Source organism: Neorhizobium sp. PAMB6630 (genome assembly GCF_058242775.1).
The window spans coordinates 503,082-526,010 of record NZ_JBZAYV010000002.1 but is presented as its reverse complement, the minus strand read 5'-3'; the positions used below and the strand labels follow the sequence as shown (position 1 = coordinate 526,010).

General features: G+C 61.3%; 20 protein-coding genes. 10 read left to right on the top strand and 10 right to left on the bottom strand.

Features of this window, described 5'->3' with window-relative positions; genetic code table 11:
* From AC4CWF_RS21175 to atzF, 3 genes are read left to right on the top strand one after another with little or no spacing between them, the layout of a single operon-like run.
* Positions 1–654 (top strand): urea amidolyase associated protein UAAP2, encoded by a 654-nt coding sequence (locus AC4CWF_RS21175; RefSeq protein ID WP_491287372.1) that lies wholly within the window; start codon positions 1–3, stop codon positions 652–654.
* Positions 654–4,196, top strand: coding sequence for an urea carboxylase (gene uca, locus AC4CWF_RS21170; RefSeq protein ID WP_491287371.1), 3,543 nt, complete (start codon positions 654–656; stop codon positions 4,194–4,196). The genes AC4CWF_RS21175 and uca overlap by 1 nt, the downstream gene beginning before the upstream one ends.
* Positions 4,193–5,998 carry an allophanate hydrolase gene (atzF, locus tag AC4CWF_RS21165; RefSeq protein ID WP_491287369.1) on the top strand — a complete coding sequence of 602 codons (1,806 nt, stop codon included), beginning with the start codon at positions 4,193–4,195 and terminating at the stop codon, positions 5,996–5,998. The genes uca and atzF overlap by 4 nt, the downstream gene beginning before the upstream one ends.
* Positions 5,999–6,066: 68 nt before the next feature.
* Here the strand turns inward: atzF and AC4CWF_RS21160 are convergent, their stop codons facing one another.
* Both AC4CWF_RS21160 and AC4CWF_RS21155 read right to left on the bottom strand, forming a co-directional pair.
* The gene (locus AC4CWF_RS21160; protein ID WP_491287367.1) at positions 6,067–7,419 is read right to left on the bottom strand and encodes a histidine kinase dimerization/phospho-acceptor domain-containing protein; all 1,353 of its coding nucleotides are present in this window, start codon (positions 7,417–7,419) and stop codon (positions 6,067–6,069) included.
* Positions 7,409–8,077 (bottom strand): response regulator transcription factor, encoded by a 669-nt coding sequence (locus tag AC4CWF_RS21155; protein ID WP_491287365.1) that lies wholly within the window; start codon positions 8,075–8,077, stop codon positions 7,409–7,411. The genes AC4CWF_RS21160 and AC4CWF_RS21155 overlap by 11 nt, the downstream gene beginning before the upstream one ends.
* A 154-nt stretch (positions 8,078–8,231) precedes the next feature.
* On the opposite strand from AC4CWF_RS21155, the gene AC4CWF_RS21150 reads away from it, so the two are divergent.
* Together AC4CWF_RS21150 and AC4CWF_RS21145 are read left to right on the top strand one after the other, a co-directional pair.
* Positions 8,232–8,510 (top strand): PepSY domain-containing protein, encoded by a 279-nt coding sequence (locus tag AC4CWF_RS21150; protein ID WP_491287363.1) that lies wholly within the window; start codon positions 8,232–8,234, stop codon positions 8,508–8,510.
* Positions 8,511–8,512: 2 nt separating this feature from the next.
* Positions 8,513–9,052, top strand: coding sequence for a cytochrome b/b6 domain-containing protein (locus AC4CWF_RS21145; protein WP_491287361.1), 540 nt, complete (start codon positions 8,513–8,515; stop codon positions 9,050–9,052).
* A 116-nt stretch (positions 9,053–9,168) separates the two neighbouring features.
* Here the strand turns inward: AC4CWF_RS21145 and AC4CWF_RS21140 are convergent, their stop codons facing one another.
* The 8 genes from AC4CWF_RS21140 to AC4CWF_RS21105 all read right to left on the bottom strand — a co-directional run bounded on the left by AC4CWF_RS21140 (position 9,169) and on the right by AC4CWF_RS21105 (position 17,189).
* Positions 9,169–10,119, bottom strand: coding sequence for a sugar kinase (locus AC4CWF_RS21140; RefSeq protein ID WP_491287359.1), 951 nt, complete (start codon positions 10,117–10,119; stop codon positions 9,169–9,171).
* Positions 10,120–10,121: 2 nt separating this feature from the next.
* Positions 10,122–11,183, bottom strand: coding sequence for an ABC transporter ATP-binding protein (locus AC4CWF_RS21135; protein WP_491287357.1), 1,062 nt, complete (start codon positions 11,181–11,183; stop codon positions 10,122–10,124).
* Between the two features lie 38 nt (positions 11,184–11,221).
* Positions 11,222–12,043 carry a carbohydrate ABC transporter permease gene (locus AC4CWF_RS21130; RefSeq protein WP_491287355.1) on the bottom strand — a complete coding sequence of 274 codons (822 nt, stop codon included), beginning with the start codon at positions 12,041–12,043 and terminating at the stop codon, positions 11,222–11,224.
* Complete coding sequence (locus tag AC4CWF_RS21125) at positions 12,043–12,981, bottom strand: carbohydrate ABC transporter permease (protein ID WP_491287353.1); 939 nt, start codon at positions 12,979–12,981, stop codon at positions 12,043–12,045. Before AC4CWF_RS21125 ends, AC4CWF_RS21130 begins: the two co-directional genes overlap by 1 nt.
* The gene (locus AC4CWF_RS21120; RefSeq protein ID WP_491287351.1) at positions 12,981–14,312 is read right to left on the bottom strand and encodes an ABC transporter substrate-binding protein; all 1,332 of its coding nucleotides are present in this window, start codon (positions 14,310–14,312) and stop codon (positions 12,981–12,983) included. The genes AC4CWF_RS21125 and AC4CWF_RS21120 overlap by 1 nt, the downstream gene beginning before the upstream one ends.
* 48 nt (positions 14,313–14,360) lie before the next feature.
* On the bottom strand, positions 14,361–15,020 hold the full coding sequence (locus AC4CWF_RS21115; protein ID WP_491287349.1) for a GntR family transcriptional regulator: 660 nt from the start codon (positions 15,018–15,020) through the stop codon (positions 14,361–14,363).
* A 23-nt stretch (positions 15,021–15,043) separates the two neighbouring features.
* Entirely contained in the window at positions 15,044–15,928 is an 885-nt protein-coding gene (locus AC4CWF_RS21110) for a dihydrodipicolinate synthase family protein (RefSeq protein ID WP_491287347.1), read from the bottom strand.
* Positions 15,929–16,286: 358 nt separating this feature from the next.
* Complete coding sequence (locus AC4CWF_RS21105) at positions 16,287–17,189, bottom strand: LysR family transcriptional regulator (RefSeq protein ID WP_491287345.1); 903 nt, start codon at positions 17,187–17,189, stop codon at positions 16,287–16,289.
* A 209-nt stretch (positions 17,190–17,398) separates the two neighbouring features.
* On the opposite strand from AC4CWF_RS21105, the gene AC4CWF_RS21100 reads away from it, so the two are divergent.
* The 5 genes from AC4CWF_RS21100 to AC4CWF_RS21080 are packed head-to-tail and all read left to right on the top strand — an operon-like array spanning position 17,399 to position 22,886.
* Positions 17,399–18,373 carry an ABC transporter permease gene (locus AC4CWF_RS21100; protein WP_491287343.1) on the top strand — a complete coding sequence of 325 codons (975 nt, stop codon included), beginning with the start codon at positions 17,399–17,401 and terminating at the stop codon, positions 18,371–18,373.
* A complete protein-coding gene (locus AC4CWF_RS21095) occupies positions 18,370–19,272 on the top strand; it encodes an ABC transporter permease (protein ID WP_491287341.1) in 903 nt (300 codons plus the stop codon). The genes AC4CWF_RS21100 and AC4CWF_RS21095 overlap by 4 nt, the downstream gene beginning before the upstream one ends.
* Positions 19,273–19,277: 5 nt before the next feature.
* Positions 19,278–20,252 (top strand): ABC transporter ATP-binding protein, encoded by a 975-nt coding sequence (locus tag AC4CWF_RS21090; protein ID WP_491287340.1) that lies wholly within the window; start codon positions 19,278–19,280, stop codon positions 20,250–20,252.
* A complete protein-coding gene (locus tag AC4CWF_RS21085) occupies positions 20,252–21,289 on the top strand; it encodes an ABC transporter ATP-binding protein (RefSeq protein WP_491287739.1) in 1,038 nt (345 codons plus the stop codon). Before AC4CWF_RS21090 ends, AC4CWF_RS21085 begins: the two co-directional genes overlap by 1 nt.
* A 22-nt stretch (positions 21,290–21,311) precedes the next feature.
* Positions 21,312–22,886 carry an ABC transporter substrate-binding protein gene (locus AC4CWF_RS21080; protein WP_491287338.1) on the top strand — a complete coding sequence of 525 codons (1,575 nt, stop codon included), beginning with the start codon at positions 21,312–21,314 and terminating at the stop codon, positions 22,884–22,886.
* Positions 22,887–22,929: the final 43 nt, after the last annotated feature.

Genomic DNA, 22,929 nt, shown 5'->3' with positions numbered 1-22,929 from the left:
ATGACCCAATTTGTCCAGACCTCTACCTCCCGCACGCTGAAAAACACCGTTCAGGACCATTACATCGCTGCCGAAGCGCCCTTTTCGACCGTGGTGAAAAAGGGCCAGATCCTGCGTATCGAGGACACATTTGGCCAGCAGGCCATCGACACGCTGTTTTACAATGCACATGATTTTTCCGAGCGTTATTCCAGTCAGGACACAATGCGAGAGCAGGGTGCCGCCTATATCTCCACGGGCACAAAAATCCTCTCGTCCGAAGGCCGCGTGATGGCCACCATGACTGCCGATACCTGCGGTCGCCATGATACATCCGCCGGTGCCTGCTCGTGTGAGAGCAATACCGTGCGCTTTGGCCATTACACGAAATACCTGCATGCCTGCCGCGACAATTTTGTGCTGGAAGTCTCCAAACACGGGATGAGCAAGCGCGATGTCGTCGCCAATATCAACTTCTTCATGAACGTACCGATCGAACCCTCGGGCGAAATGACCATCGTGGACGGCATTTCGGCGCCGGGCGACTATGTGGAACTGAAGGCGGAGATGGATGTGCTGCTCGTCATTTCCAATTGCCCGCAGATCAACAATCCCTGCAACGGCTTTGATCCGACACCGGTGCGCGTGCTCGTCTGGGAGGGTGAGGACGCCTGATGTTTCAAAAAGTCCTGATCGCCAATCGCGGCGAAATCGCTGTGCGGGTCATCCGTACGCTCAAAAAAATGGGCATTGCCTCGGTTGCCGTTTATTCCGATGCCGACCGGTTTTCCAAAGCCGTGCTGATGGCGGATGAGGCCGTGCGGCTTGGCCCCGCACCGGCGTCTGAAAGCTATCTGAATGTCGAGGCGGTGATTGCCGCGTGCCGGCAGACGGGGGCAGAGGCCGTGCATCCCGGCTACGGCTTTCTGTCGGAAAACATCGGTTTTGCCGAACGGCTGATGGCCGAAGGCATTACCTTTATCGGACCGAGCCCCCAGAACATCGCCGATTTTGGCCTGAAACACACGGCTCGTGAATTGGCCAAGGCCAGCGGCGTGCCGCTGCTCCCCGGCTCCGATCTACTCGCGGACCGCGAGGCGGCGCTGATGGCGGCGGAAGACATCGGATATCCCGTCATGCTGAAATCCACCGCCGGCGGTGGCGGCATCGGTATGCAGCTTTGCGATACGCCGGAAAGCTTGGCTTCCGCCTTCGACAGCGTGCAGCGCACCGCCAAATCCAGCTTTGGCGATGCCCGTGTCTATCTGGAGCGTTTTGTCTCCAAGGCCCGCCATGTGGAGGTGCAGATTTTTGGCGATGGCAAGGGCCGGGTGATTGCGCTTGGCGAGCGTGATTGTTCGCTGCAGCGGCGAAACCAGAAGGTGATCGAGGAAACGCCAGCGCCGGGGCTTGTCGATGCCGTGCGCAAGAGCCTGCATCAGGCGGCGGTCTCGCTTGGGCAGCAGGTGAATTACGCCTCTGCCGGAACCGTGGAATTCATTTATGATCCCGCGCGTGAGGAATTTTACTTCCTTGAGGTCAACACCCGGCTTCAGGTAGAACACCCGGTGACGGAAGCGGTGTTCGGCGTTGATCTCGTCGAATGGATGATCCGGCAGGCGGCCGGCGAGGACGTGCTGACGGGCCGCGAAAACCTTGTGCCCAAGGGGGCGGCCATTGAGGCGCGCATCTATGCGGAAATGCCGCATGCCGGTTTTCGCCCGAGCGCCGGGCTGCTGACCGAAGTCGTTTTCCCCGAAAATGTCCGTGTCGATGGCTGGATCGAGACCGGAACGGAGGTCACGCCGTTTTACGATCCGATGCTCGCCAAGCTGATCGTTGCGGCAGACACGCGCGATGAAGCGATTGCAGCTCTCTCGGATGCGCTGGATAAAACCGCGCTCTCCGGCATCGAAACCAATCTCGACTATCTGAAAGCCATAGCCGCCTCGGATCTTTTCGGCAGCGGTGAAGTCGCGACCACCGCATTGAAGGATTTCGATTTTACCCCCGATGTGATCGAGGTCATCGCACCCGGCGCGCAATCGTCCCTCCAGGAACTGCCGGGCCGGCTCGGCCTCTGGCATGTGGGCGTGCCGCCGTCTGGGCCGATGGATGCGCGCTCGTTTGCCCATGCCAACCGGCTGGTCGGCAACCATGATCATACGGCCGCGCTGGAACTGACGGTCTCCGGCCCGGTGCTGAAATTCTTCTCCGATACGGTGGTGGCCCTTGCCGGTGCCGTCATGCCGATGGCGGTGGATGGCAAGCCTGTCGCCCATGATACGGCGGTGCTGGTAAAAGCTGGCCAGACGCTGACGATTGGCATCATTTCCGGTGCCGGCCAACGGGCCTATCTGGCCGTCGCCGGCGGGTTTGCAGCACCTGTCGTCCTCGGCTCGCGCGCCACGTTCGGGCTTGGCCAGTTCGGCGGCAATGCCACCGGCACGCTGCGCGCCGGCCATGTGCTGCGGCTGGCACGAGCAAAACAAAACGGGCAAAAGCTGGCGGATGAGCCGGCAGAACTGACGCGCGACTGGTCTGTCGGCGTTGTTTATGGTCCCCACGGCGCACCGGATTTCTTCCTTGCCGAAGACATAGAGACGCTGTTTTCCACGGAATACGAGGTTCACTTCAATTCTGCCCGCACCGGCGTGCGCCTCATCGGTCCAGCACCCAAATGGGCGCGTGAGGATGGCGGAGAGGCGGGTCTGCACCCCTCCAACCTGCATGACAACGCCTATGCCATCGGCGCCATCGATTTTACCGGCGACATGCCGATCATTCTGGGGCCTGATGGTCCAAGCCTCGGCGGCTTTGTCTGCCCGGCGGTGATTGCCCGTGACGAGCAGTGGAAGATGGGCCAGTTCAAGCCGGGCGATCGGATCCGGTTTCATGCGGTGGCGCGCGACGAAGATGCTGGCTTGGCAGCACCGGCGCTTTCTCCTGCGCACTCCGCCACCGGTTCCCCAATCCTTGCCACCGATGTCACCGGTCCGGTTCCCGTCGTTTATCGTCGCCAGGGCGATGACAATCTGCTCGTCGAATATGGCGAGATGCAGCTCGACATCGCCATCCGCATGCGCGTTCACCTGCTGATGCAGGCTGTGCAGGCGGCAGAGCTTCCGGGGCTGATTGACCTCACGCCCGGCATCCGCTCGCTGCAGATCCATTATGACGGCACCACGCTGTCCCGCGCAAAACTGCTCGGCCTGCTCCGGGAGATCGAGAAGAACCTGCCGCCGGTGTCAGAAGTCAAGGTGCCGAGCCGCACCGTCTGGCTGCCGCTGTCGTGGAACGACCCGCAAGCTGAGCTTGCCATGCGCAAGTATCAGGAACTGGTGCGCCCCAACGCGCCCTGGTGCCCGTCCAATATCGAGTTCATCCGCCGTATCAATGGGCTTGCCGACGAGCAGGCGGTGAAGGACACGATCTTCAACGCCTCCTATCTGGTGATGGGCCTGGGTGACGTCTATCTCGGCGCGCCGGTGGCGACCCCGCTTGATCCGCGCCATCGCCTCGTCACAACCAAATACAATCCGGCCCGCACCTGGACGCCGGAAAATGCCGTCGGCATCGGTGGCGCCTATATGTGCATCTATGGCATGGAAGGGCCGGGCGGTTATCAGCTGTTCGGGCGCACCATTCAGGTGTGGAACACCTGGCGGCAAACGGATGTCTTCACGAAGGGAAAACCCTGGCTTCTCGATTTCTTCGACCAGATCCGCTTTTTCCCCGTCTCCCATGAGGAACTGATGGAGGCGCGCGCCGCCTTTCCGCATGGCGGTTATCCGATCCGCATCGAGGAGGGTGAGTTTTCCTATGCCGATTACGCGGCCGAGCTTGCCCGCAATGCCGATAGCATCAAGGCCTTCAAGCAGGGCCAGCAGGCAGCCTTCGAGGCGGAGCGCCGGCGCTGGAAGGAAGAGGGGCTCGACAGTTTCATCACCGACGAAGGGGCAGGCCCCGGCCTTGGCGGCGATATTCCCGATGGCTGCTTCGGGGTGGAAAGTGCCGTGCCCGGTAATGTCTGGAAACTGTTGGTCGAGGAAGGCCAGAGGGTCGAGGCTGGCGAGACGCTCGCCATCATCGAGTCCATGAAGATGGAAATCAATATCACCGCCCATGCTAGAGGCACGGTGCGCGATCTGCGCGCCGGACCGGGCCGCAACGTCAAGGCCGGCGACGTGCTGGTTGTTCTGGAGGAAGTTCAATGATCCCCGCCATTCTCGATCTGGCCGCGCTGAAGGCACTTTATGCCGCAGGCCTTTCCCCGCTCGATCTCTTGGAAGAGGTCATTGCCCGCCGCAAGGCCTCGGATGATCCGGCGATCTTTATCACTGAAACGCCGGATGACGACCTTCGAGCTGCCGCCAAAGCGCTGGTGGAGACGGCGCCGGAGCCGAACAGTCTGCCCCTCTGGGGCATTCCCTTTGCGGTGAAGGACAATATCGATGTGGCGGGCCTGCCGACGACGGCTGCCTGCCCGGCCTTTGCTTACTCCCCGGAAAAGGATGCAACCGTGGTTGCGCGCCTGAAGGCGGCCGGCGCCATCGTTATCGGCAAGACCAATCTCGACCAGTTCGCGACGGGCCTCAATGGCACGCGATCTCCTTACGGTGCGCCGCGCTCGGTGTTTGACAAGGCCTATGTCTCGGGCGGTTCCTCTTCCGGTTCCGCGGTTTCTGTGGCAGCGGGTCTGGCAAGCTTTGCGCTTGGCACCGATACCGCTGGCTCCGGCCGCGTGCCGGCGGCCTTCAACAACCTTGTCGGCATCAAGCCGACGCCGGGTCTGGTGCCGAATGTCGGCGTTGTGCCCGCCTGCCGTAGCGTCGATGTCGTGACCATTTTTGCAGCGACGGTTGGCGATGGCGTGGCGGTTCGCAAGGTGATGGACGGTTATGATGCGGGCGATCCCTATTCCCGCAAGGCTACCCCCGCCGCCCTTCCGGCCTCTGGTCTGAGGATCGGCGTGCTTGACAGTGCCGAGCGCGAGTTCTTCGGCAATACCGAGGTGGAAGCGCTGTATGATGCCGCCACCGCGCGGGCAAAATCGCTCGGTGCCACCATCGTGCCCTTCGATTATGCGCCTTTTAGGCAGGCGGCCGAACTGCTCTATAACGGCCCGTGGGTGGCTGAGCGCCTGGCAGCGGTCAAGGATTTTATCGGGACAAATGCCGATGATTTTGACCCGACCGTGCGCACGATTATCGAGGGTGCAAAGGCCTATGATGCGGTCGATGCCTTCGAGGGGCAATACAAGCTCGGGCATCTGCGCCAGAAGGCGATGGCCGAATGGCAAGGCCTCGACATGCTGATGCTGCCGACCTCGCCCACCACCTATACGGTGGACGCGATGCTGGCTGACCCGATCGTCAAGAACAGCCATTTCGGCCGTTATACCAACTTTGCCAATCTCTTTGGTTATGCGGCGATTGCGGTTCCCGGTGGTTTCGGGGCCGATGGTTTGCCCAGCGGCGTTACCCTGTTTGGCCCAGCCTTTTCCGATGATGCACTGGCGCCCTTTGCCGATGCCCTGCACCGCGCCTGCTCCCCCGGCATGGGCAAGGATAAGACCGCCAGCCTGCCGGACGCCTCGAAAGTGGCAGAAGCCGATGACGGCCTCGTCACCATCATGGTCGTCGGCGCGCATCTGACCGGCATGCCCTTGAACCACGAACTGACCGGACCCGGCGGAGCGCTTGTCAAAACCTGCCGGACGGCCGGTGATTACCGGCTTTACGTGCTGCCCAACACCACGCCGCCAAAGCCTGGCCTCATCCGCGAGCCCGGTTTTGACGGCAAGGGACTTGAAGTGGAGGTGTGGAAGGTGACGCCATCAGCCTTCGGGCGTTTCGTGCAGAACATTCCAGCCCCGCTCGGCATCGGCAAGGTCACGCTGGACGATGGCTCCCAGGTATCCGGTTTCCTCTGCGAACCCTATGCCATCAAGGGCGCGCAGGAGGTGACGGAGCTTGGCGGCTGGCGCGCCTATATCGCGTCCCGCAAGTCGTCGTAGTGTCTGATGGGCGAAAGGGTGAGCCGGCCTGCCTTGGCGGGCCTGCTCACCCTTCGTTCCAATCGCTCTCAGGCGGCCTGTTCGGCAAATTGCACCGTGGCATGAAACACGTGGTCGGTGCCGTTGCGGGTCTTGCAGGACAGGATCAGGCTTGCGCCCATCTGCGTCACCATCCGGTCTGCAATGGCAAGGCCAAGGCCGGAGCCGGGGGCGCGATCATTGCCGCGCGCAAAGCGCTGGCGCAGGTGCGAAAGCTCAACATCGGAGAGCGCCGGCGAGGCATTGGTGACGCGCACCGACTGCCCGTCCTCGACGAAAATGTCGATTGGCGCCTGGCCGATCCCGTGCAGGCCGGCGTTTTCGATGAGATTGCGCAGGACGATGGCAAAGGCATCCGGATCTGCCGGCCAGTGCAGGTGATCCCTTGTGCCGCGGTGATAGCGGATGCGACCCTGCAGCGGCCCGGACCGGTTGAACTCGTCCACCAGCATGTCGACGATCGGCACCAGGTCATTTGTCTCGCGACCAGCGCCGATGCCCGCTTCCGCGCGCGACAGCTGCAGCAGCTTTTCGTTGAGGGCCGCCAGCCGGCGAAGCGCGCCATCGGCCCGCTTGGCATGTTCGCGGGCGCTGCCTTCGGGCAATTCCTCCAGCAGCACTTCCACCTGCGCGCGTGCGCCGGCAATCGGTGTGCGAAGCTCGTGGGCGCTGTTGGCCGTCAGCTCCCGTTCGGCCTCCAGTGCCGCCGTCAGGCGTGACAGAAGAACGTTGACCGACTGGCTGATCGGCAGGATTTCCTTCGGCAGGCCATCCAGCTCGACGGGGGACAGGTTGCCGCTGTCCTTCATGGCAATCTCGGCGCGCAGCCGGTCAACCGGCAGAAGGGCGCGCCGGACGATCCACCAGATCGCCGCGATGGTGATCGGCAGCAGCACCAGGATCGGCATCAGAAGCGCCGTCATGCCTTCCAGTGCCGCCTCCCGGCGATGATCGAGCGAATCGGCCACCTGCACGAAAAGCGAACTGCTCACGGCCGAAACCGTGAAGATGCGCTTGGTTTCGTCGTTCCAGAAGCCCGGCATCAACGGGGCCGGATAGGGATCGGACGTCACGTTGTGGGAATGCATGAGGACGCGGCCATCCGCATCGCGCACCTGATAGGTGAGGTATTCGTCCGGCACGCTGCCGCGCAGCGCCGTCAGCTTGCGCGGCGTTGTTGCATCCTCGCGCAGGTAAAGATCGTCCACCACCAGCGGCACCAGCCGCTCGGCGGTTTCCTGCAGCGAGCTGTCGAAGATTTCGCCAAACTCTTCGCGCATCACGGAAACGCCAAGCCCGACTGCCAAAAGCCAGAACAGGAAGAGTGCGGCCGAAAGCCAGATGATCAGCTGTTTTGCAATGCTGCCGCTCTTAGCGCTCATTGCTCACCATCCGGTAGCCGATGCCGCGCACCGTTTCGATCGTGGCGCGCCCCAGCTTGCGGCGCAGGCGGCTCACATAGACTTCCACCGTATTGCTTTCGATTTCGGCGCCGAAGGAATAGAGCGCCTCCTCGATCTGGTTTTTCCCGACGATTGCGTTGCGCCGGGCAGACAGCATTTCCAGAACAGCCCATTCACGCGCCGAAAGCGCCAGCTGCTCGCCGTTTTTGCGCGCGACCCGCCGCTCGGAGAGAAAGATCTGCAGGTCGCCGATCTCGATCATCGGCACCTGATGGGCGCCGTAACGGCGGGCAACGGCGTGAATGCGGGCCTCCAACTCGCCAAGATCGAAGGGTTTGACGAGATAATCGTCGGCGCCGGCATTGAGGCCTTCGATCCGGTCGGACACCTGGTCATGGGCGGTCAGGATGATCACGGGCGTCTTGTCGCGCTTGGCCCTCAGCGCTTTCAGGATGTTCAGCCCGTGGCCATCAGGAAGGCGCAGATCCAGCAGGATGAGGCCGTATTCCGCGGCATCAAGGCAAGCCTCAGCGTTTTCCTGGTCCTTTGCCCAGTCGACGGCATGGCCCTGGCGGGACGCATGCGTTTTGACCGCATCGCCCAGCGTAACATCGTCTTCCACAAGTAGAATTCTCAAAGATTGCGTCCCCTCATTCCGACATGGCTTCAGCCATGACCCGCCAGGCTGACAGGGGGCTGAAGGTTTGTGGCATGTCTTGTTCCGCCGCCTTCAGGTCCATGTCAGCAACCGCCCCCAACTTCCAGAGTGTCACCAACTCATGGAGAAACCAATGCGATTTTTGATCACCCTCACCACTGCCACCCTTGGCGCCACACTTGGCCTTGCAGGCATTGCTGCGGCCAAGGATAAATGCAACGTGCCCGTGGCCGATTGGCAGCCGCGCGCCACGCTTCAGGCAAAGCTTGAGGCGGAAGGTTGGAAGGTGCGTTCGATCAAGACGGAGGATGGCTGCTACGAGGCCTATGCCATCAATGCCAAGGGAGAAAAGGTGGAAGCCTATTTCGACCCCAAGAGCCTTGCCTCTGTCGGCATGAAGGTCGAGAACTGATCATGCCGGCGGTGGTCAAGGTCTGGGATCCTTACGTGCGCGTCTTTCACTGGGGCCTGGTTTTGAGCTTTGCCATTGCTTGGGCATCGGCAGAGGAGATGCGTGAACTGCATGAATTTGCCGGTTATACCGCCGGAACGCTGGTGGTCGCGCGTCTCCTGCTCGGGGTGGCCGGATCGCGCTACGCGCGCTTTTCGCAATTCGTGCGCCGACCCTCCCGAATCATTGCCTATGCGGGCGATCTGGTGGTGCATCGGGAGCGGCGTTATCTCGGACATAACCCGCTGGGAGGGCTGATGGTGCTGGCGCTGATTGCCCTCATCGCCGCGATTGCCACCACCGGCTGGCTGCAGACGACGGATGCCTATTGGGGCATAGAATGGGTAGAAGACCTGCATCGGCGCCTGGTCAATGTGCTGATCGGCTGCGTTTTACTGCATCTTGCCGGCGTCCTTGTCGCAAGCCTGCGCCACGGAGAAAATCTCGTGCGCGCCATGGTGACGGGCCTGAAACGTGCGCCGGAACCCGGCGATGTAATCTGAGCAGCTCACGTTTTAACGAAAAATGCCGGTGCCCTGGATAGATCCACGGCGCCGGCATTTTTTTGATTGAGACGGGTTTGATTGCGTCTCATTCGCCAAGATCGCAACGGGGCGTGTTATCTCCGCTGCAACAGGGTTTCCGCTTCCGGGCGGGTCGGGGCACCCAGGCGGCCGCCGAAAACGGTGCATTTGAGGGCTGCAGCGGCCGATGAGAGGCGGATGGCCTGCCGGGCAGGCATTCCTTCGGCAATCGCCAGCGCAAAAGTGCCATGAAAAATATCGCCTGCGGCCAGCGTATCAACAGCCGTGACGCCAAATGCCGGCTCGAAGAAAAGCGTGTCCTTGCCGGGCTCGCTCCAGTAACAGCCCGCCGGTCCGGCCGTAACGGCAATGAAGATGTCCGGATAACGTGCCTGCAACAGGGGCACCATGGCAGCAACCTCGGCAGCGCCGGTGAGGCTCCGGGCGGCCGGCTCAGAAAAGATGATGTGACTGGCAGCCGGCGCCAGCTTTTCCAGGGTGTCCACCGGGGCAACGTCGCCGTCGAGAATGGCCGGCTTGCCCATCCGGCGCGCCATGGTCAGTACATCGAGCGCCATGTCGGGCCAGCGCACATCCACAAGCACGGCATCGAAGGCTGCAAGATCGTCTGGAGTGCAGGAGCGTTTGGTCTCGTGCAGCTTGTGATCGTAGAAGGGTACGATCAGCCGTTCACCGGCGGGATCGATGAGGATCGTCGACAGAGCCGAGCGGGCACCGGGAACGATCACCATGCCATCGGTCTCTATGCCGCTCTGGCCAAGTTCCCGCACAATGCGGTGACCCGTTTCGTCATCCCCAACCGCACCCCAGAGGCTTGCGCGGCCGCCCATGCGGACAACGGCATAGGCGGCACCAGCCGCCATTCCCTCCGCAATCTGCTCCATGGCATAGGGCAGAACCTTGCCCTCGCCACGCGGCATTTCATGCACGCGAAACAGCGTATCGAGCACGGCCGCACCCACGCACAGCACGTGCCTGGGCGGGTTTGCCGGCAGGATACCGGCGGGTTTCAAACCCTTTGCCATGGTCAGAGACGCTTGCCGCTTTCGGCGTCGAACAGATGCATGGAGTTGGGATCGATGGCGATCTGGATCGTGTCGCCGAACCGCACATCCAGCCGCTCGCGAAACAGGCAGGCGATCTCGTCGCCCTTGCAGGTGAGCTTGGCATAGATTTCAGACCCGGTGCCTTCCACCAGTCCCACCCGTCCCTCGATGCCGCCCGTTGCCACCGCGCGGATATGCTCCGGGCGAATACCGCAGACGAGATTGCGTCCACCCAAGGTGGCAGGGTTTGCCGTTGCCGGCAGCGGCAGCGTCAGGCCGTTGACCGTGCGGAACACACCCTCTTCCACCCGGCCTTGGACGAAGTTCATCGCAGGCGAGCCGATAAAACCGGCGACAAAAAGGTTTGCCGGGCGATCGTAAAGGTCGAGCGGCGCGCCGATCTGCTCGATGACGCCGTCATGCAGCACCACGATCTTGTCGGCCATGGTCATGGCTTCCACCTGATCGTGGGTCACATAGATGGTGGTGGTGCCGATGCGCTGGTGCAGCGCCTTGATCTCGCCGCGCATCTGCACGCGAAGCTTTGCGTCCAGGTTGGACAGCGGCTCGTCGAAGAGAAAGACCTGCGGATCACGTACCAGGGCGCGGCCCATGGCCACGCGCTGGCGCTGGCCGCCGGAGAGCTGGCGCGGATAACGCTCCATCAGGCTTTCAAGTCCGAGAATGGAGGCTGCCCGGTCGACCTTGGCCTTGGTTTCCTCGGCGCTCACCTTCTTCAGCTTCAGCGCAAAGCCCATATTGTCCTTGACGGTCATGTGCGGATAAAGCGCGTAGTTCTGGAAGACCATGGCGATATCGCGGTCGCGGGCCGGCAGGTTGGATACCTCCCGGGTGCCGATGCGGATTTCACCCTCGGTCAATTCTTCAAGGCCTGCAATCATCCTGAGCAGCGTGGATTTTCCGCAGCCGGAGGGGCCGACGAGTGCGACAAACTCGCCATCCTTGATATCGATATCGATGCCGTGGATGACGTGGACCGCGCCGAAACGCTTCTGGACGTTTAGAATATTGACTGGTGCCATTTTAATGATCCCGTAATGAGCCTTGAGTGGGCTATGCCTCAGCCGCCCTTGACAGCGCCGGCGGTCAAGCCCGCAACAATCTGTTTCTGCGCAAACATGGTGAGCAAGAGCACCGGCAGCGTGACGATCAGCGCGGCCGCCGCCAGAGGTCCCCAGCTGACCTGCTCGAAGGACAGCATGTTGTAGACGGCAACCGGCAGCGTGCGCGTTTCACGGCTGGCCAGCACAATGCCGAAGACAAAGTTGTTCCAGGAGAAGATGACCGCCAGGATGAAGGACACGACGATGCCGGGCTTGGCAATCGGCAGCGCGACGAGGCGAAACACCTGCCAGGACGAGGCGCCATCGATGCTGGCGGCTTCCTCCAATTCCTTCGGCGTCGTTTCGAAATAACCGATCATGATCCAGACGACGATCGGAACCGTGACCACGAGATGGATGATGATCTGCGGCCAGAGCGTGCCGAGCATGTTCAGCCATTGGAACAGCAGGAACAGCGGAATGAGGAAGGAAAGGCCGGGTGTCATGCGGGCGATCATGATGATCACTGCCGATTTTTCAGCCTTCAGCCGTGCGATGCCATAGCCGGCGGGCACGCCGATCAAGAGTGCCAGAAGCGTGGCTGCACCGGTCACCAGGATGGAATTCCAGAAATAGAGGAAGAAATTGTTCTCCTCGAAAACCTTCACATAATTCGACCAGGCAAACCGCTCCGGAATGAAGATTGGCGGATAGGCGCCGTTGTCGATCTCGTATTTCAAGGACAGCGAGATCATCCAGAGGAAGAACAGGACAACAGGCGAAATCATCACCAGGGCCACGAAGAACAGGCCGATCCGGTCGAGTGTCTTGCGTTTCATCAGCGTTCCTCCATCTCGGACCAATTGGCCCGCTGGCGCACCATCAACAGCACGAAGGAGAGCGCCACGATGGCCATGAAGAAGACGACGGCCATGGCAGAGCCGTAACCGATGTCGTAATAGGCAAAGGACGTGTTGTACAGGTAGATGTTGATCGTCTCCGAGGCCGTACCCGGACCGCCTTGCGTCATCGCATAGATGATGTCGAAGCTTTTGACGGCATCGATGGAGCGGATGATCACCGCAATCATCAGGAAGGGCGCAATCATCGGCATGGTGAGATAGCGGAATTTTTGCCAGGCATTGGCGCCATCGATCTCCGCACTTTCGTAAGGCTCGCGCGGCACGGCGGCGAGCCCCCCGAGCACGATCAGCATGACCAGCGGCGTCCACTGCCACGTCTCCACCAGCACCAGCGAGGGGATGACGGTCGACTGGTTGTAGATCCATTCGAGCGGCCCGATGCCGATGAAGGACAGGAGATAGTTGAGAACGCCGAGCTGGGGATGAAACATCATCGTCCACACAAGCGCGATGGCAACCGGGGTTGCCATCATCGGCATGACGAACACGCCGCGCAGGAAACCGCGCATGGGAAACTCGGCATCGAACACCAGGGCCGCGAGCGTTCCCAGAAACAGCGGCGCCACCACAGACAAGACGGTGTAGAGCAGCGTGTGCCAGAGAGAATCCCAGAAGCGGCTATCCCCCGCCAGCCGGATATAGTTCTCGAAACCGATGAAGCTTTGCTCCTGGCCGAGCGTCCAGCGATGCGCGCTCATCCACAGGGTAAACACCCAGGGGAAGACGATCACGGCCGAGATGACGACCAGCGCCGGGATGACGAAGGGCCAGTAATTGGGAGCAAGCCGCGTGGGCTTGCTCCTCTTGGCGCCGCGCGTACCGGCGGATGTGTTTTCCATGCTCACGGAGGCCATTATCCCTCGCTTCGCGCCAGGACAGGTGCGAACTGTTCCGTCGCCTTTTTCAGTTCGGTTGCCGGATCGGCACCACCGATCATGTTGGTGAGACCGACGCCAAACGTGTCGCGGAATTCCGTCACCGGAATGATGACCGGAAGTGCCAGCTGCGACACCTTGCCGGAGCCGACCACCGCATCGAGCCAGGCGGCCGGCATTTTCACGCCTTCGCGCACCTTCTGGTCTTCGAGGATCGACTGGCGGAAGGGAACGCCGGCACCGGCCTGCAGCAGGCGGGCGCCCATCTCGTGCGAGATTGCCCACTGGCAGAACAGGTAGGCAGCTTCCTTCTTGGTGCTGGCTTCCACAACGCCGAGGCCATCGCCGAATGTGCCAGCCGCCTGTGCGGCCGGACCCTTCGGCATGACGCCATAACCGACCTTGCCGACGACGCGGGACTTTTCCGGATTTTCGATCGGCGGGGCAAAACCGACGCCATCAAACCACATGCCGATCTTGCCCTGCAGGAAGGCCGACTGCGCTTCTGCCCAGTTGAAACCGGAAACGCCGGGAGGGGCCGCCTTCGTCATCAGGCGCTGATAGAGCTTGGCGGCTTCTACGGCTTCCTTGGTATCCGTTGACAGTTTCCCATCGGCACCGATCGGCTTTGCGCCATAGCCCAGCATCAGCGATGTCCAGACCGGCGTATTGGCGTTTTTCAGGCCGCGCGCGACGAAACCATAGGTATTGGTGGAGGGATCGGTGATCTTTTCGGCCGCCGTGACCATTTCCTCGAAAGTCTGAGGGTATTTGAGGCCCTTTGCGTCAAAAAGATCCTTGTTCCAGTAGACGATCCAGTAATCCACCGAGAAGGGAAGCGAGCGCAGCACGCCGGCCTGATCCTTGGCAAACTGCATGCCGGCTTCGGCAAAATCGCTTTCGACGAGCGACGGATCGGTCAGCGACGGGTCTTTCAGGAAGCCGCTGATATCGGCCAGCCACTTGCCTTTTTCGAACTGGCGCTTCTGCACATGGTAGCTCAGATGCACCACGTCGAAGCTCGGCTTGCCCGACGATAGCTCGATCACGACCTTCTGGCGCTGCTGCTGCTCAGGCGTTGCCTCGGCATTGACCTTGATGCCGGTCAGCGCCTCGAATTCCGAGAGATACTTGATCAACGTTTCGCTGCGCGGGCTTTTGACCAGATTCACTTCCAGCGTGGTGCCGGCATGTTTTTTCCAGTTGACCGCAGCCGATGCCGGGCGGATGCCCAGAAGGGCGCTGCCGCCGATGGCGGTGGTGCCGGCCAGGAACCCACGGCGCGTGGGGTTGAGCCATGAATGCGTCATTCGTTTCTCCTCCATTGAACCGGGATCTCCTCACCCCGGCTTTGTTTCCTATACGGCCAGCGCCCTGTCCCTCGCGTTGCGGATATGGGCAGACAGCCGCTCCACAGCCTCGTCCACCGAGCGTCGCTCGACGGCTTCGAGAATGGCCAGATGCTCTTTCATGACAGAGGCCACGTGGCCCGCAATGCGAAAGCGCTCCTGGTTGATGAGGCGCATCTTGATCGAATTGACCCGGTAGGCATTCGAGATGATCGAATTGCCGAGCCGGTCGATAAAGGCGTCGTGCATGCCCCAGTCAACCGCTTGGGCATGCTGATCGAGTTCGCTCGAAACCTTGCCATTGGCTGCGGCTTCGGCAATCTCGCGGTGGTCCTTCAACAGCTTGGCGATTTCCTCGTCCGACACCGACAGCGTGAAAAGCGCCAGCGCTTCCTTTTCGAGAAACATGCGGAACTGGAAAGCCTCGCGGATCAGGTTGAGGTCGATATGGGCAACCTGCAGGCCCCGCTGCGGCACGGTCTTGATCAGCCCGTCCGCCTCGAGCCGCGGAATGGCCTCGCGGATTGCGCCGAGAGGCAGTCCCGTCAGTTCGACAAGGCGACGCTGCGAGATGAACTGGCCCGGACGAACATCGCGCAACAGAAGGTGCTGCGTAAAACTTTCATACGCACGCTCCCGAAGGCTTGTCTGTTCGCCGTTCTCGTCCATGCCCACTCCCTTTTGAGGCGGCCTCAGGCTGCCTTTTGGTGAAACAGCCTGTCGAAGGCCCCTTCGATCCTCGCACGATCTTCAGCCGAGAGGGCAATCAGCGGCGCGCGCACGTCAAGCCAGACATTTTCTCCCGTCGTATGAGATAACAGCACCTTGACCGCCGGTGTTACCGGAAACTTCAGAAGCTCCACAACAAGATCCTCGATGCGCTTGTCGTCGCGCCCGTCGACGGCCATGGCTCTCACGTCCTGCGTCAGGAAATTGGCCACACCGGAAATTGCGCCCTGGCCACCAAGACGCACGCCGCGCGCCAGATCGCGCTCGTCACCGATGAGGATGATGAGGTCGCCGTGTTCTTTCAGCAGCTGCTCGGTATAGGACCAGGTGCCCGACGAATCCTTGACGCCGGTGACGATGCCGGGGAAGGCTGCGCGCAGACGCCCGACCAGCTCGACAGACAGCGCAACCATGGTGACGGACGGAATATTGTAGACAAGAATATCGCGGGCGCCGGCTCCGATCTTGGCAAAAACGGCCGAGAACCAGGCAAACAGCCCGTCATCGCTGACATTCTTGAAATAGGACGGCGGGGCAAGAAGAATGTTGCGCGCCCCGGCAGACAGCGCTTGTGCTGCCTGGTCTGCAGCGTCCTCGATGGAATCCACCAACACGCCGACAACGATGTTCGATGGCGAGATCCCGGCTTCGAGAAAGGCGCCAAGCACTGCCTCGCGTTCGCGGCTGCCGATGGAGCAGCCTTCGCCGGTGGTGCCAAACAGGGTGACACTGTTGCAGCCCTGCGCGAGGCAACGGCGTGCATGCGCGATCATGTGTTCAATATCTATCGTCCCGTCCGTGCTGAACGGGCTTGTGAGTGCAGCCGAAAGGCCGAATTTCTGGGTCACCTGCAAGGCTCCTCCTCCAACGTGAGTAAACTTTGATAACGCACTAACATGTTAGCTGTAAATGGCTAATCGCAATAAAATTTACGATACCGATCTTGCGCGGTGGACAACCGAAAACCGCCCAGGTCTGACGGCCGCCGCAGCTGAACATGTGCGGTTGGGAAGGGGGCAATCGGATAAGGGGGGAGGATCAAGACATCACACGGTCACAACCGCGCCCAACGGGCTTTCCACAGCAAGCGATGCGCAAGACTTTGAAGAAAAACGACTTCCGGCATGAAGGTGCAGGCCGAGCAAGGGTGAGCAGGCATCTCCTGCGCGCCAGGTTGAAGGGGCCGCACCCGGCACGTCCTCTTTATCAGCAGGCGGCAGCCGGTTCGAGACTGTATTGCCTGACGATCTCGATGAAGGCCTCCGCGCTCCAGGAGAGCGGTGCGCCGGCAGGCGTGATGATGCCGTAATCGGCCTTCTTGTCCGGCAGGAATGGCCGCATTACCAGGTGTTCGCTGCGGAAGAAGGCAGCAATCAGAGAGGGGACGATCGCAATGCCAAGTCCCTGTGCGGCACAGACGCAGGCCGTCTCGACGGAATGCACCTCCAGGCTGCAGCGATAGGTCGGCACCATGCGCCGCAGTTCGTGCTCCAGTTCGTTACGGTTGATCCGCTGGCGACCGAGCAGGATCAGGTCATTGCGCGCGAGGTCATGGACTTCGATTGCGGCTTTCTGGGAGAGCGGATGTCCGGCGGGCATGACGCAGGTCGTGCCGCTGGAGAAGAGGCTGCGTGTATCGAAGGAATGTTCTTCCGGTGGCAGGCGCACGAAACCGATATCGGCTATCCGGCCCCGCACCATGCGCTCGATTGCGTCGTAAGGCCCACTCATGATCTCGACGGTGACGCGCGGATGGCTTTGCTTGAACCGCGCCACCAGCGGCGGCAGCATGGTCGTGGTGAGGCTATGCGGAAAAGCGACCCGCACCAGCGCCTCACCGAAGATGCCCGTGCGCAGATCTCCGATCTTGGTGCGCAGTTTGGCGACGCTTTGCGATACCTCCTCCACCTCGCCGGCCAGGAGATGCGCCTCCGGCCGCGGCACAAGCCGGCCCTTGTCGCGCAGGAAGAGTTCCCGGCCGATCTCCTCTTCCAGTGCCGAGAGCTGGCGGCTGATGGCCGATTGCGAAAGACCAAGCTGGGCTGCCGCCGCAATGGTCGATCCGGTATCCATGATGGTCTTGAAAATTTCGAGCTGCCTGAGGTTCATGGGCGCCGATCCTAAGGCAGTCGGAAGCGAAGGCAAGCGGCCAGCGGAGCAAACCTGACAGGTCGCGCAAAATGCATAACATGATGCGTACAACTCATATGATTGCGCCTGTCGACGCGGGCGTTATCGTCCTTCCCATAAAACGAAAAACAAGGGGTCCTACCGATGAAACACCTGTGTCCGCCCGCAATTGCGCGGGAGCGGCAACCGTGACCGTCTTCGTCATCCGCCGCCTGATGCAGAGCATGGCCGTCTTGCTGGTGACGGCGTTTGTCGTCTTCCTCGGCGTTTATGCCATCGGCGATCCCGTGGAGATGTTGATCTCTCCGGACGCAAGCCCTGCCGAACGTGCGCAGGTGATTGCCTCGCTCGGCCTCGACCAGCCCCTGTGGCAGCAGTTCTTCACCTTTGCCTGGAACGCGATACACGGCGATCTCGGCCGCTCCTTCGTCTTCAACCGGCCGACCATTTCCCTCATCTTCGAGCGCCTGCCGGCCACGCTGGAACTGACGTTTACGGCGCTCGTGATCGCGCTTGCCATCGGCATTCCTCTGGGGTTGATTTCCGGGCTGAAGCCGAACAGCAAGACTGACGAAGCGATTATGACCGGTTCCATTCTCGGCTTTTCCCTGCCGAGTTTCTGGCAGGGCATGATGCTGATCATGATCTTTTCGGTCTGGCTCGGCTGGCTGCCCTCAACCGGGCGCGGGGAACTTGGCTCGTTTCTCGGGCTCCAGTCCAGCCTGTTTTCCATCGACGGATTGACCCACCTCATCCTTCCGGCGGTCAATCTCTGTCTTTTCAAGCTGGCACTGGTCATCCGCCTGACGCGCACCGGCGTGCGCGAAACCATGCCGCTCGATTTCGTCAAATTCGCCCGCGCCAAAGGCATTTCCGAGCGGCGGATCGTGTTCGTTCACGTCCTGAAAAACATCCTCATCCCGCTGATCACCGTGATCGGCATGGAACTGGGCAGCATGCTGGCCTTTGCAGTGGTGACGGAAACCATCTTCGCCTGGCCGGGCATCGGCAAGCTGCTGATCGATTCCATCATGCGGCTCGATCGTCCAGTCGTGGTGGCCTACCTGCTGGTGATCGTCAGCCTGTTCATTCTCATCAATTTCGTGGTCGATATTCTCTACTCGCTGATCGATCCGCGCGTGCGCCTTGGAGATGCCCAATGAGCATTTTTGCCTCTTTGCGACGCGAGGACACACTGACCGGACGCCTCATCATGGGCATCCTGCGCAGCCCCAAGGCGCTTGTCGCCACGCTTATCTGTCTTCTTCTGTTTGCAACGGCGCTGGCCGGTCCATGGCTCACGCCGCAAAATCCTTACGACCTGGCCACGCTCGACATTCTCGATGCCAAGCTCCCGCCGGGTGAACAGAGCATGTCGGGGCTTACCTTCTGGCTCGGCACGGACGGGCAGGGGCGCGACATGCTGTCTGCCATGGTCTATGGCCTGCGCACCTCGCTGGGCGTCGGTGTCTTTTCAGGGCTTGTCGCGCTGATGGCGGGCACTGTTCTCGGCCTTGTCGCCGCCTATTTCGGCGGACGTATCGACACGATCATCATGCGCATCGTCGATCTGATGCTCGGCCTGCCGACCATTCTGGTGGCGCTGATGCTGCTGGCGCTTCTCGGGCAGGGCGTCTGGAAGGTGATCTTTGCGCTCATCCTCGTTCAATGGGCAACCTTTGCCCGGGCCGTGCGCAGCGCCGCACTTGTCGAGAAGAACAAGGATTATGTCGAGGCTGCCGTAACACTTGGCATCGGAACGCCTCGCATCCTGTTCGGCCATCTTTTGCCCAATTGCCTGCCGCCGCTCATCGTCATCGGCATGCTGCAGGTGGCCAACGCGATCTCCGCCGAGGCGACGCTCTCCTTCCTCGGTATCGGCCTGCCGATTACAGAACCTTCGCTCGGGCTTCTGATCGCCAATGGTTATCAGGTGCTGATGTCGGGCGAATACTGGATCAGCGTCTATCCGGGCCTGCTTCTCCTGCTGCTGGTCTTTTCCATCAACATGACCGGGGATCGCTGTCGCGAGATCCTCAATCCACGCCTGGGCGAGAGGTAATCACAATGACCGATCCCGTCCTCGAGGTCACCAACCTCTCCACCCATTTTCCCACCCGCGCCGGTGTCATCAAGGCCGTCGATGGTGTGAGCTTCACCGTTGCACGTCGCCAGATCGTCGGCCTTGTCGGCGAGTCCGGCTCCGGAAAATCCATTACCGGCTTCTCCATTCTTGGTCTCGTCGATCCGCCGGGCCATGTGGCAAGCGGCAGCATCCGCTTCAACGGCGAAGAATTGACGACGAAATCGGCAAAGGACATGCGCATGATCCGCGGCCGGCGGATCGCCATGATCTTCCAGGATCCGATGATGACGCTCAATCCGGTGCTCTCCATCGGCACGCAGATGATCGAGACGGTCCGGGCGCACGAAAAGGTGTCGTATGCGGAGGCGCGCGCCCGTTCCCGCGATACGCTGGGACTGGTTGGAATTGCCTCGCCGGAGGAACGGCTGGATGCCTACCCGCATCAGTTCTCGGGCGGCATGCGCCAGCGCGTGGCAATCGCCATTTCGCTTCTGCATCGCCCCGATCTCATCATCGCCGATGAGCCGACCACCGCGCTCGATGTGACGATCCAGTCGCAGATCCTCTTCGAGATCAAGCGTCTGGCACAGGAATTCGGCATGTCGCTGATCTGGATCAGCCATGATCTCGGTGTCGTTGCCACGCTCGCCGAGCGGGTGATGGTCATGTATGCCGGCCGCATCGTCGAGGCAGGGCCTGTCGAGGACGTGCTGACATATCCTGCCCATCCTTACACGGTTGGCCTGATGAACGCCGTGCCGGCCGCCGTCCCTCGCGGTGAGCCGCTGCGTCCCATTCCCGGCATGGCCCCGTCTCCCCTCTCGCGTCCGCTCGGCTGCGCGTTTCGCGACCGTTGCGCCCGCGCCACCGAAATCTGCGCCACGGAACCGGCCATTGCGCTTGCCAATGCCCGGGAATGGCGTTGCTTCCACCCCCATTCCTGGAGGGCCGCGTGATGACGACCCCGCTCATCGAAGGCATCGACGTCAGCCGCCGCTTCTCGCGCAAGCTGGATTATGCCGAAAAACTGGCGCGCGCTTTCGGCGCCAATCTGCAGGAAAAGACGGTGCATGCCGTCGATACGGTCAATATCGCTGTTCATCCCGGCGAGGTCGTCGGGCTGGTCGGGGAATCCGGCTGCGGCAAGTCGACGCTCGGGCGCATGATGGCCGGCATCATGCCGGTCAGCGATGGTGAGGTGCGCTGGAAGGGCCGGCCTCTGGCCGATCTGAAGGGCAATGACAAGCGCCAGGCCCGGCTTGCCGCGCAGATGATCTTCCAGGACCCGATGTCGACGCTCAATCCGCGCAAGCGCGTTATCGATCTGATCGGGGAGGCGCCGCGCGTTCACGGCATCGTGCCGCGGGCAGATATCCGCGATTATGTCGCGGCGCTGGCGGCCCGTGTCGGGCTCGATCCCTCCTATCTCGATCGTTACCCGCACCAGTTTTCCGGCGGCCAGCGCCAGCGCATCGGCATTGCCCGGGCGCTGGCCGTGAAGCCGGAACTGATCGTCTGCGACGAATCGGTGGCAGCCCTCGACGTGTCGATCCAGGCGCAGATCCTCAACCTGTTCATGGACCTCAAGCGCGAATACGGACTGACCTACCTGTTCATCAGCCATGATCTGGGCGTGGTGAAGCATATCTGCGACAGGGTCGTGGTCATGTATCTCGGCCGTGTGGTGGAAACCGGAACGCCGGATGAACTGTTTTCCGCCCCCAGGCACCCCTACACGCAGGCGCTGATCCGCGAACTGCCAAGCATCCGCGACCGCGGCCGCGTGTTCACGCCGATCAAGGGCGAGATCCCTTCGCCGCTCAACCCGCCGTCAGGATGCCATTTCCATCCTCGCTGTCCCCTGGCCTTTGAGCGCTGCCGTGTGGAGCGGCCGCTTCTTCAGGCAACGTCGTCGGGCCAGATGAGTGCCTGCCATCTCAATGAAATACCTGCTGCATCAAACACTGCTGCTGCAGCGCAACCGGTCATATAACCAAGAAGGGAACAACACGACCATGTTACGCAAATCCTTTTTCCTTGCCACCGCCGCAAGCCTGCTGCTGGCTGTCACCGCCGCCAATGCCGCCAACCTGATCGTCGGGAGTTCGACCGAACCCTCCTCCATCGACCCGCAGTTTTCGCGCACCGGCAACAACCAGAACATTGCCATGCAGGTCTTCGACCGGCTGTTGGAAACCGATACGACGATCGGCATCCATCCGGCGCTGGCCGTCTCCTGGACGAATATCGATCCGTTGACCTGGCATGTGAAGCTGCGCGAGGGCGTGAAATTTCATGATGGTTCGCCGCTCAAGGCCGAAGACGTCATGTTTTCCCTGACGCGCGCCAAGAACATCCCCAACAGCCCGGCGCCGTTTTCCGGCAATGTCGCCTCCATCGACAGCATGAAGGCGCTCGACGACCTGACGATCGAATTCAAGACCAAGAAGCCGACGCCGGATTTCATCGAGCAGGTCGGTTTCGTTTATATCGTCAGCAAAAAGGCGGCCGAGACCGCAACCATCGAGGACTTCAACAGCGGCAAGGCGGCAATCGGCACCGGCGCCTACAAGTTCACGTCGTGGACGCCGGGCGACAACGTGACCCTGACCCGCAACGAAGCCTTCTGGGGCAAGGCGCAGGATTTCGACAAGGTCACCATCAAGTTCATCTCCAACGATGCCTCGCGCGTGGCAGCCCTTCGCTCGGGGTCGGTCGATCTGATCGATGCGGTTCCACCCGGCGACGTCAAGACCATTACCGCAACGTCAGGCCTTCAGGTTTATTCCATCCCATCGGCGCGACTCATCTATCTGGCGCTCGATACGGCGCGCGACCAGAGCCCGTTCGTGACCGACAAGGCTGGAAAGCCGCTCGAGAAGAACCCGCTGAAGGACAAGAAAGTGCGCGTGGCGCTGTCGCAGCTGATCAACCGCCAGCTGATCATCGACCGCATCCTGGATGGATCGGGGGAGGCAGCCGGGCAGCTGGTGCCGGGTGGCGTAGCCGGCAATGACGAAAGCATCGAGGCTGCCGCCTACAAGCCGGAAGAGGCGAAGAAGGCGCTTGCGGATGCCGGTTATCCGGATGGCTTCGGCATTACGCTCCACACCTCCAACGACCGGTTCCCGGGCGATTCGGAGGTGGCGCAGGCCCTTGGCCAGATGTTTGCACGGGGCGGACTGAAGGTGAATGGCGTCGTGGCGCAGCCCTATAACGTCTATACCAAGGCCGCGTCCGCCCAGGAGTTCAGCGCCTTCATCTTCTCGCTCGGCAATTCCACGCCCACCTCGGCAACCGGCCTGCGCAACCTCCTGATGACAAACAACAAGGAGGCCGGCACCGGCTCGTTCAACCGCACGCGCTACAGCGATCCGGTGTTCGATGGAATGATGAACGAGGCCATGGCCGAGTTCGATCCCGAGAAGCGCATCCAGCTGCTGCAGCAGGCAACGAAATATGTCTTCGCCGACATGCCGGTCCTGCCGCTCTACTGGCAGAAGGTGCATTGGGCCGGCAAGGCCAACATCACCTATGACGCCAACATGACCGAAGACACCAGTGCAACGCTTGCCAAGCTGGTGAAATAAACCGGACAAACAGGGGGCGGTTAAGCGTTGCGGCCCCCTGTCT

What these genes read in the sequence shown, in the direction of transcription:
- AC4CWF_RS21175 (WP_491287372.1), top strand. Translation starts at nt 1, where the DNA reads ATGACCCAATTTGTCCAGACCTCTACCTCCCGCACGCTGAAAAACACC.
- uca (WP_491287371.1), top strand. Translation starts at nt 654, where the DNA reads ATGTTTCAAAAAGTCCTGATCGCCAATCGCGGCGAAATCGCTGTGCGG.
- atzF (WP_491287369.1), top strand. Translation starts at nt 4,193, where the DNA reads ATGATCCCCGCCATTCTCGATCTGGCCGCGCTGAAGGCACTTTATGCC.
- AC4CWF_RS21160 (WP_491287367.1), bottom strand. Translation starts at nt 7,419, where the DNA reads ATGAGCGCTAAGAGCGGCAGCATTGCAAAACAGCTGATCATCTGGCTT.
- AC4CWF_RS21150 (WP_491287363.1), top strand. Translation starts at nt 8,232, where the DNA reads ATGCGATTTTTGATCACCCTCACCACTGCCACCCTTGGCGCCACACTT.
- AC4CWF_RS21145 (WP_491287361.1), top strand. Translation starts at nt 8,513, where the DNA reads ATGCCGGCGGTGGTCAAGGTCTGGGATCCTTACGTGCGCGTCTTTCAC.
- AC4CWF_RS21140 (WP_491287359.1), bottom strand. Translation starts at nt 10,119, where the DNA reads ATGGCAAAGGGTTTGAAACCCGCCGGTATCCTGCCGGCAAACCCGCCC.
- AC4CWF_RS21135 (WP_491287357.1), bottom strand. Translation starts at nt 11,183, where the DNA reads ATGGCACCAGTCAATATTCTAAACGTCCAGAAGCGTTTCGGCGCGGTC.
- AC4CWF_RS21130 (WP_491287355.1), bottom strand. Translation starts at nt 12,043, where the DNA reads ATGAAACGCAAGACACTCGACCGGATCGGCCTGTTCTTCGTGGCCCTG.
- AC4CWF_RS21125 (WP_491287353.1), bottom strand. Translation starts at nt 12,981, where the DNA reads ATGGCCTCCGTGAGCATGGAAAACACATCCGCCGGTACGCGCGGCGCC.
- AC4CWF_RS21120 (WP_491287351.1), bottom strand. Translation starts at nt 14,312, where the DNA reads ATGACGCATTCATGGCTCAACCCCACGCGCCGTGGGTTCCTGGCCGGC.
- AC4CWF_RS21115 (WP_491287349.1), bottom strand. Translation starts at nt 15,020, where the DNA reads ATGGACGAGAACGGCGAACAGACAAGCCTTCGGGAGCGTGCGTATGAA.
- AC4CWF_RS21105 (WP_491287345.1), bottom strand. Translation starts at nt 17,189, where the DNA reads ATGAACCTCAGGCAGCTCGAAATTTTCAAGACCATCATGGATACCGGA.
- AC4CWF_RS21095 (WP_491287341.1), top strand. Translation starts at nt 18,370, where the DNA reads ATGAGCATTTTTGCCTCTTTGCGACGCGAGGACACACTGACCGGACGC.
- AC4CWF_RS21090 (WP_491287340.1), top strand. Translation starts at nt 19,278, where the DNA reads ATGACCGATCCCGTCCTCGAGGTCACCAACCTCTCCACCCATTTTCCC.
- AC4CWF_RS21085 (WP_491287739.1), top strand. Translation starts at nt 20,252, where the DNA reads ATGACGACCCCGCTCATCGAAGGCATCGACGTCAGCCGCCGCTTCTCG.
- AC4CWF_RS21080 (WP_491287338.1), top strand. Translation starts at nt 21,312, where the DNA reads ATGTTACGCAAATCCTTTTTCCTTGCCACCGCCGCAAGCCTGCTGCTG.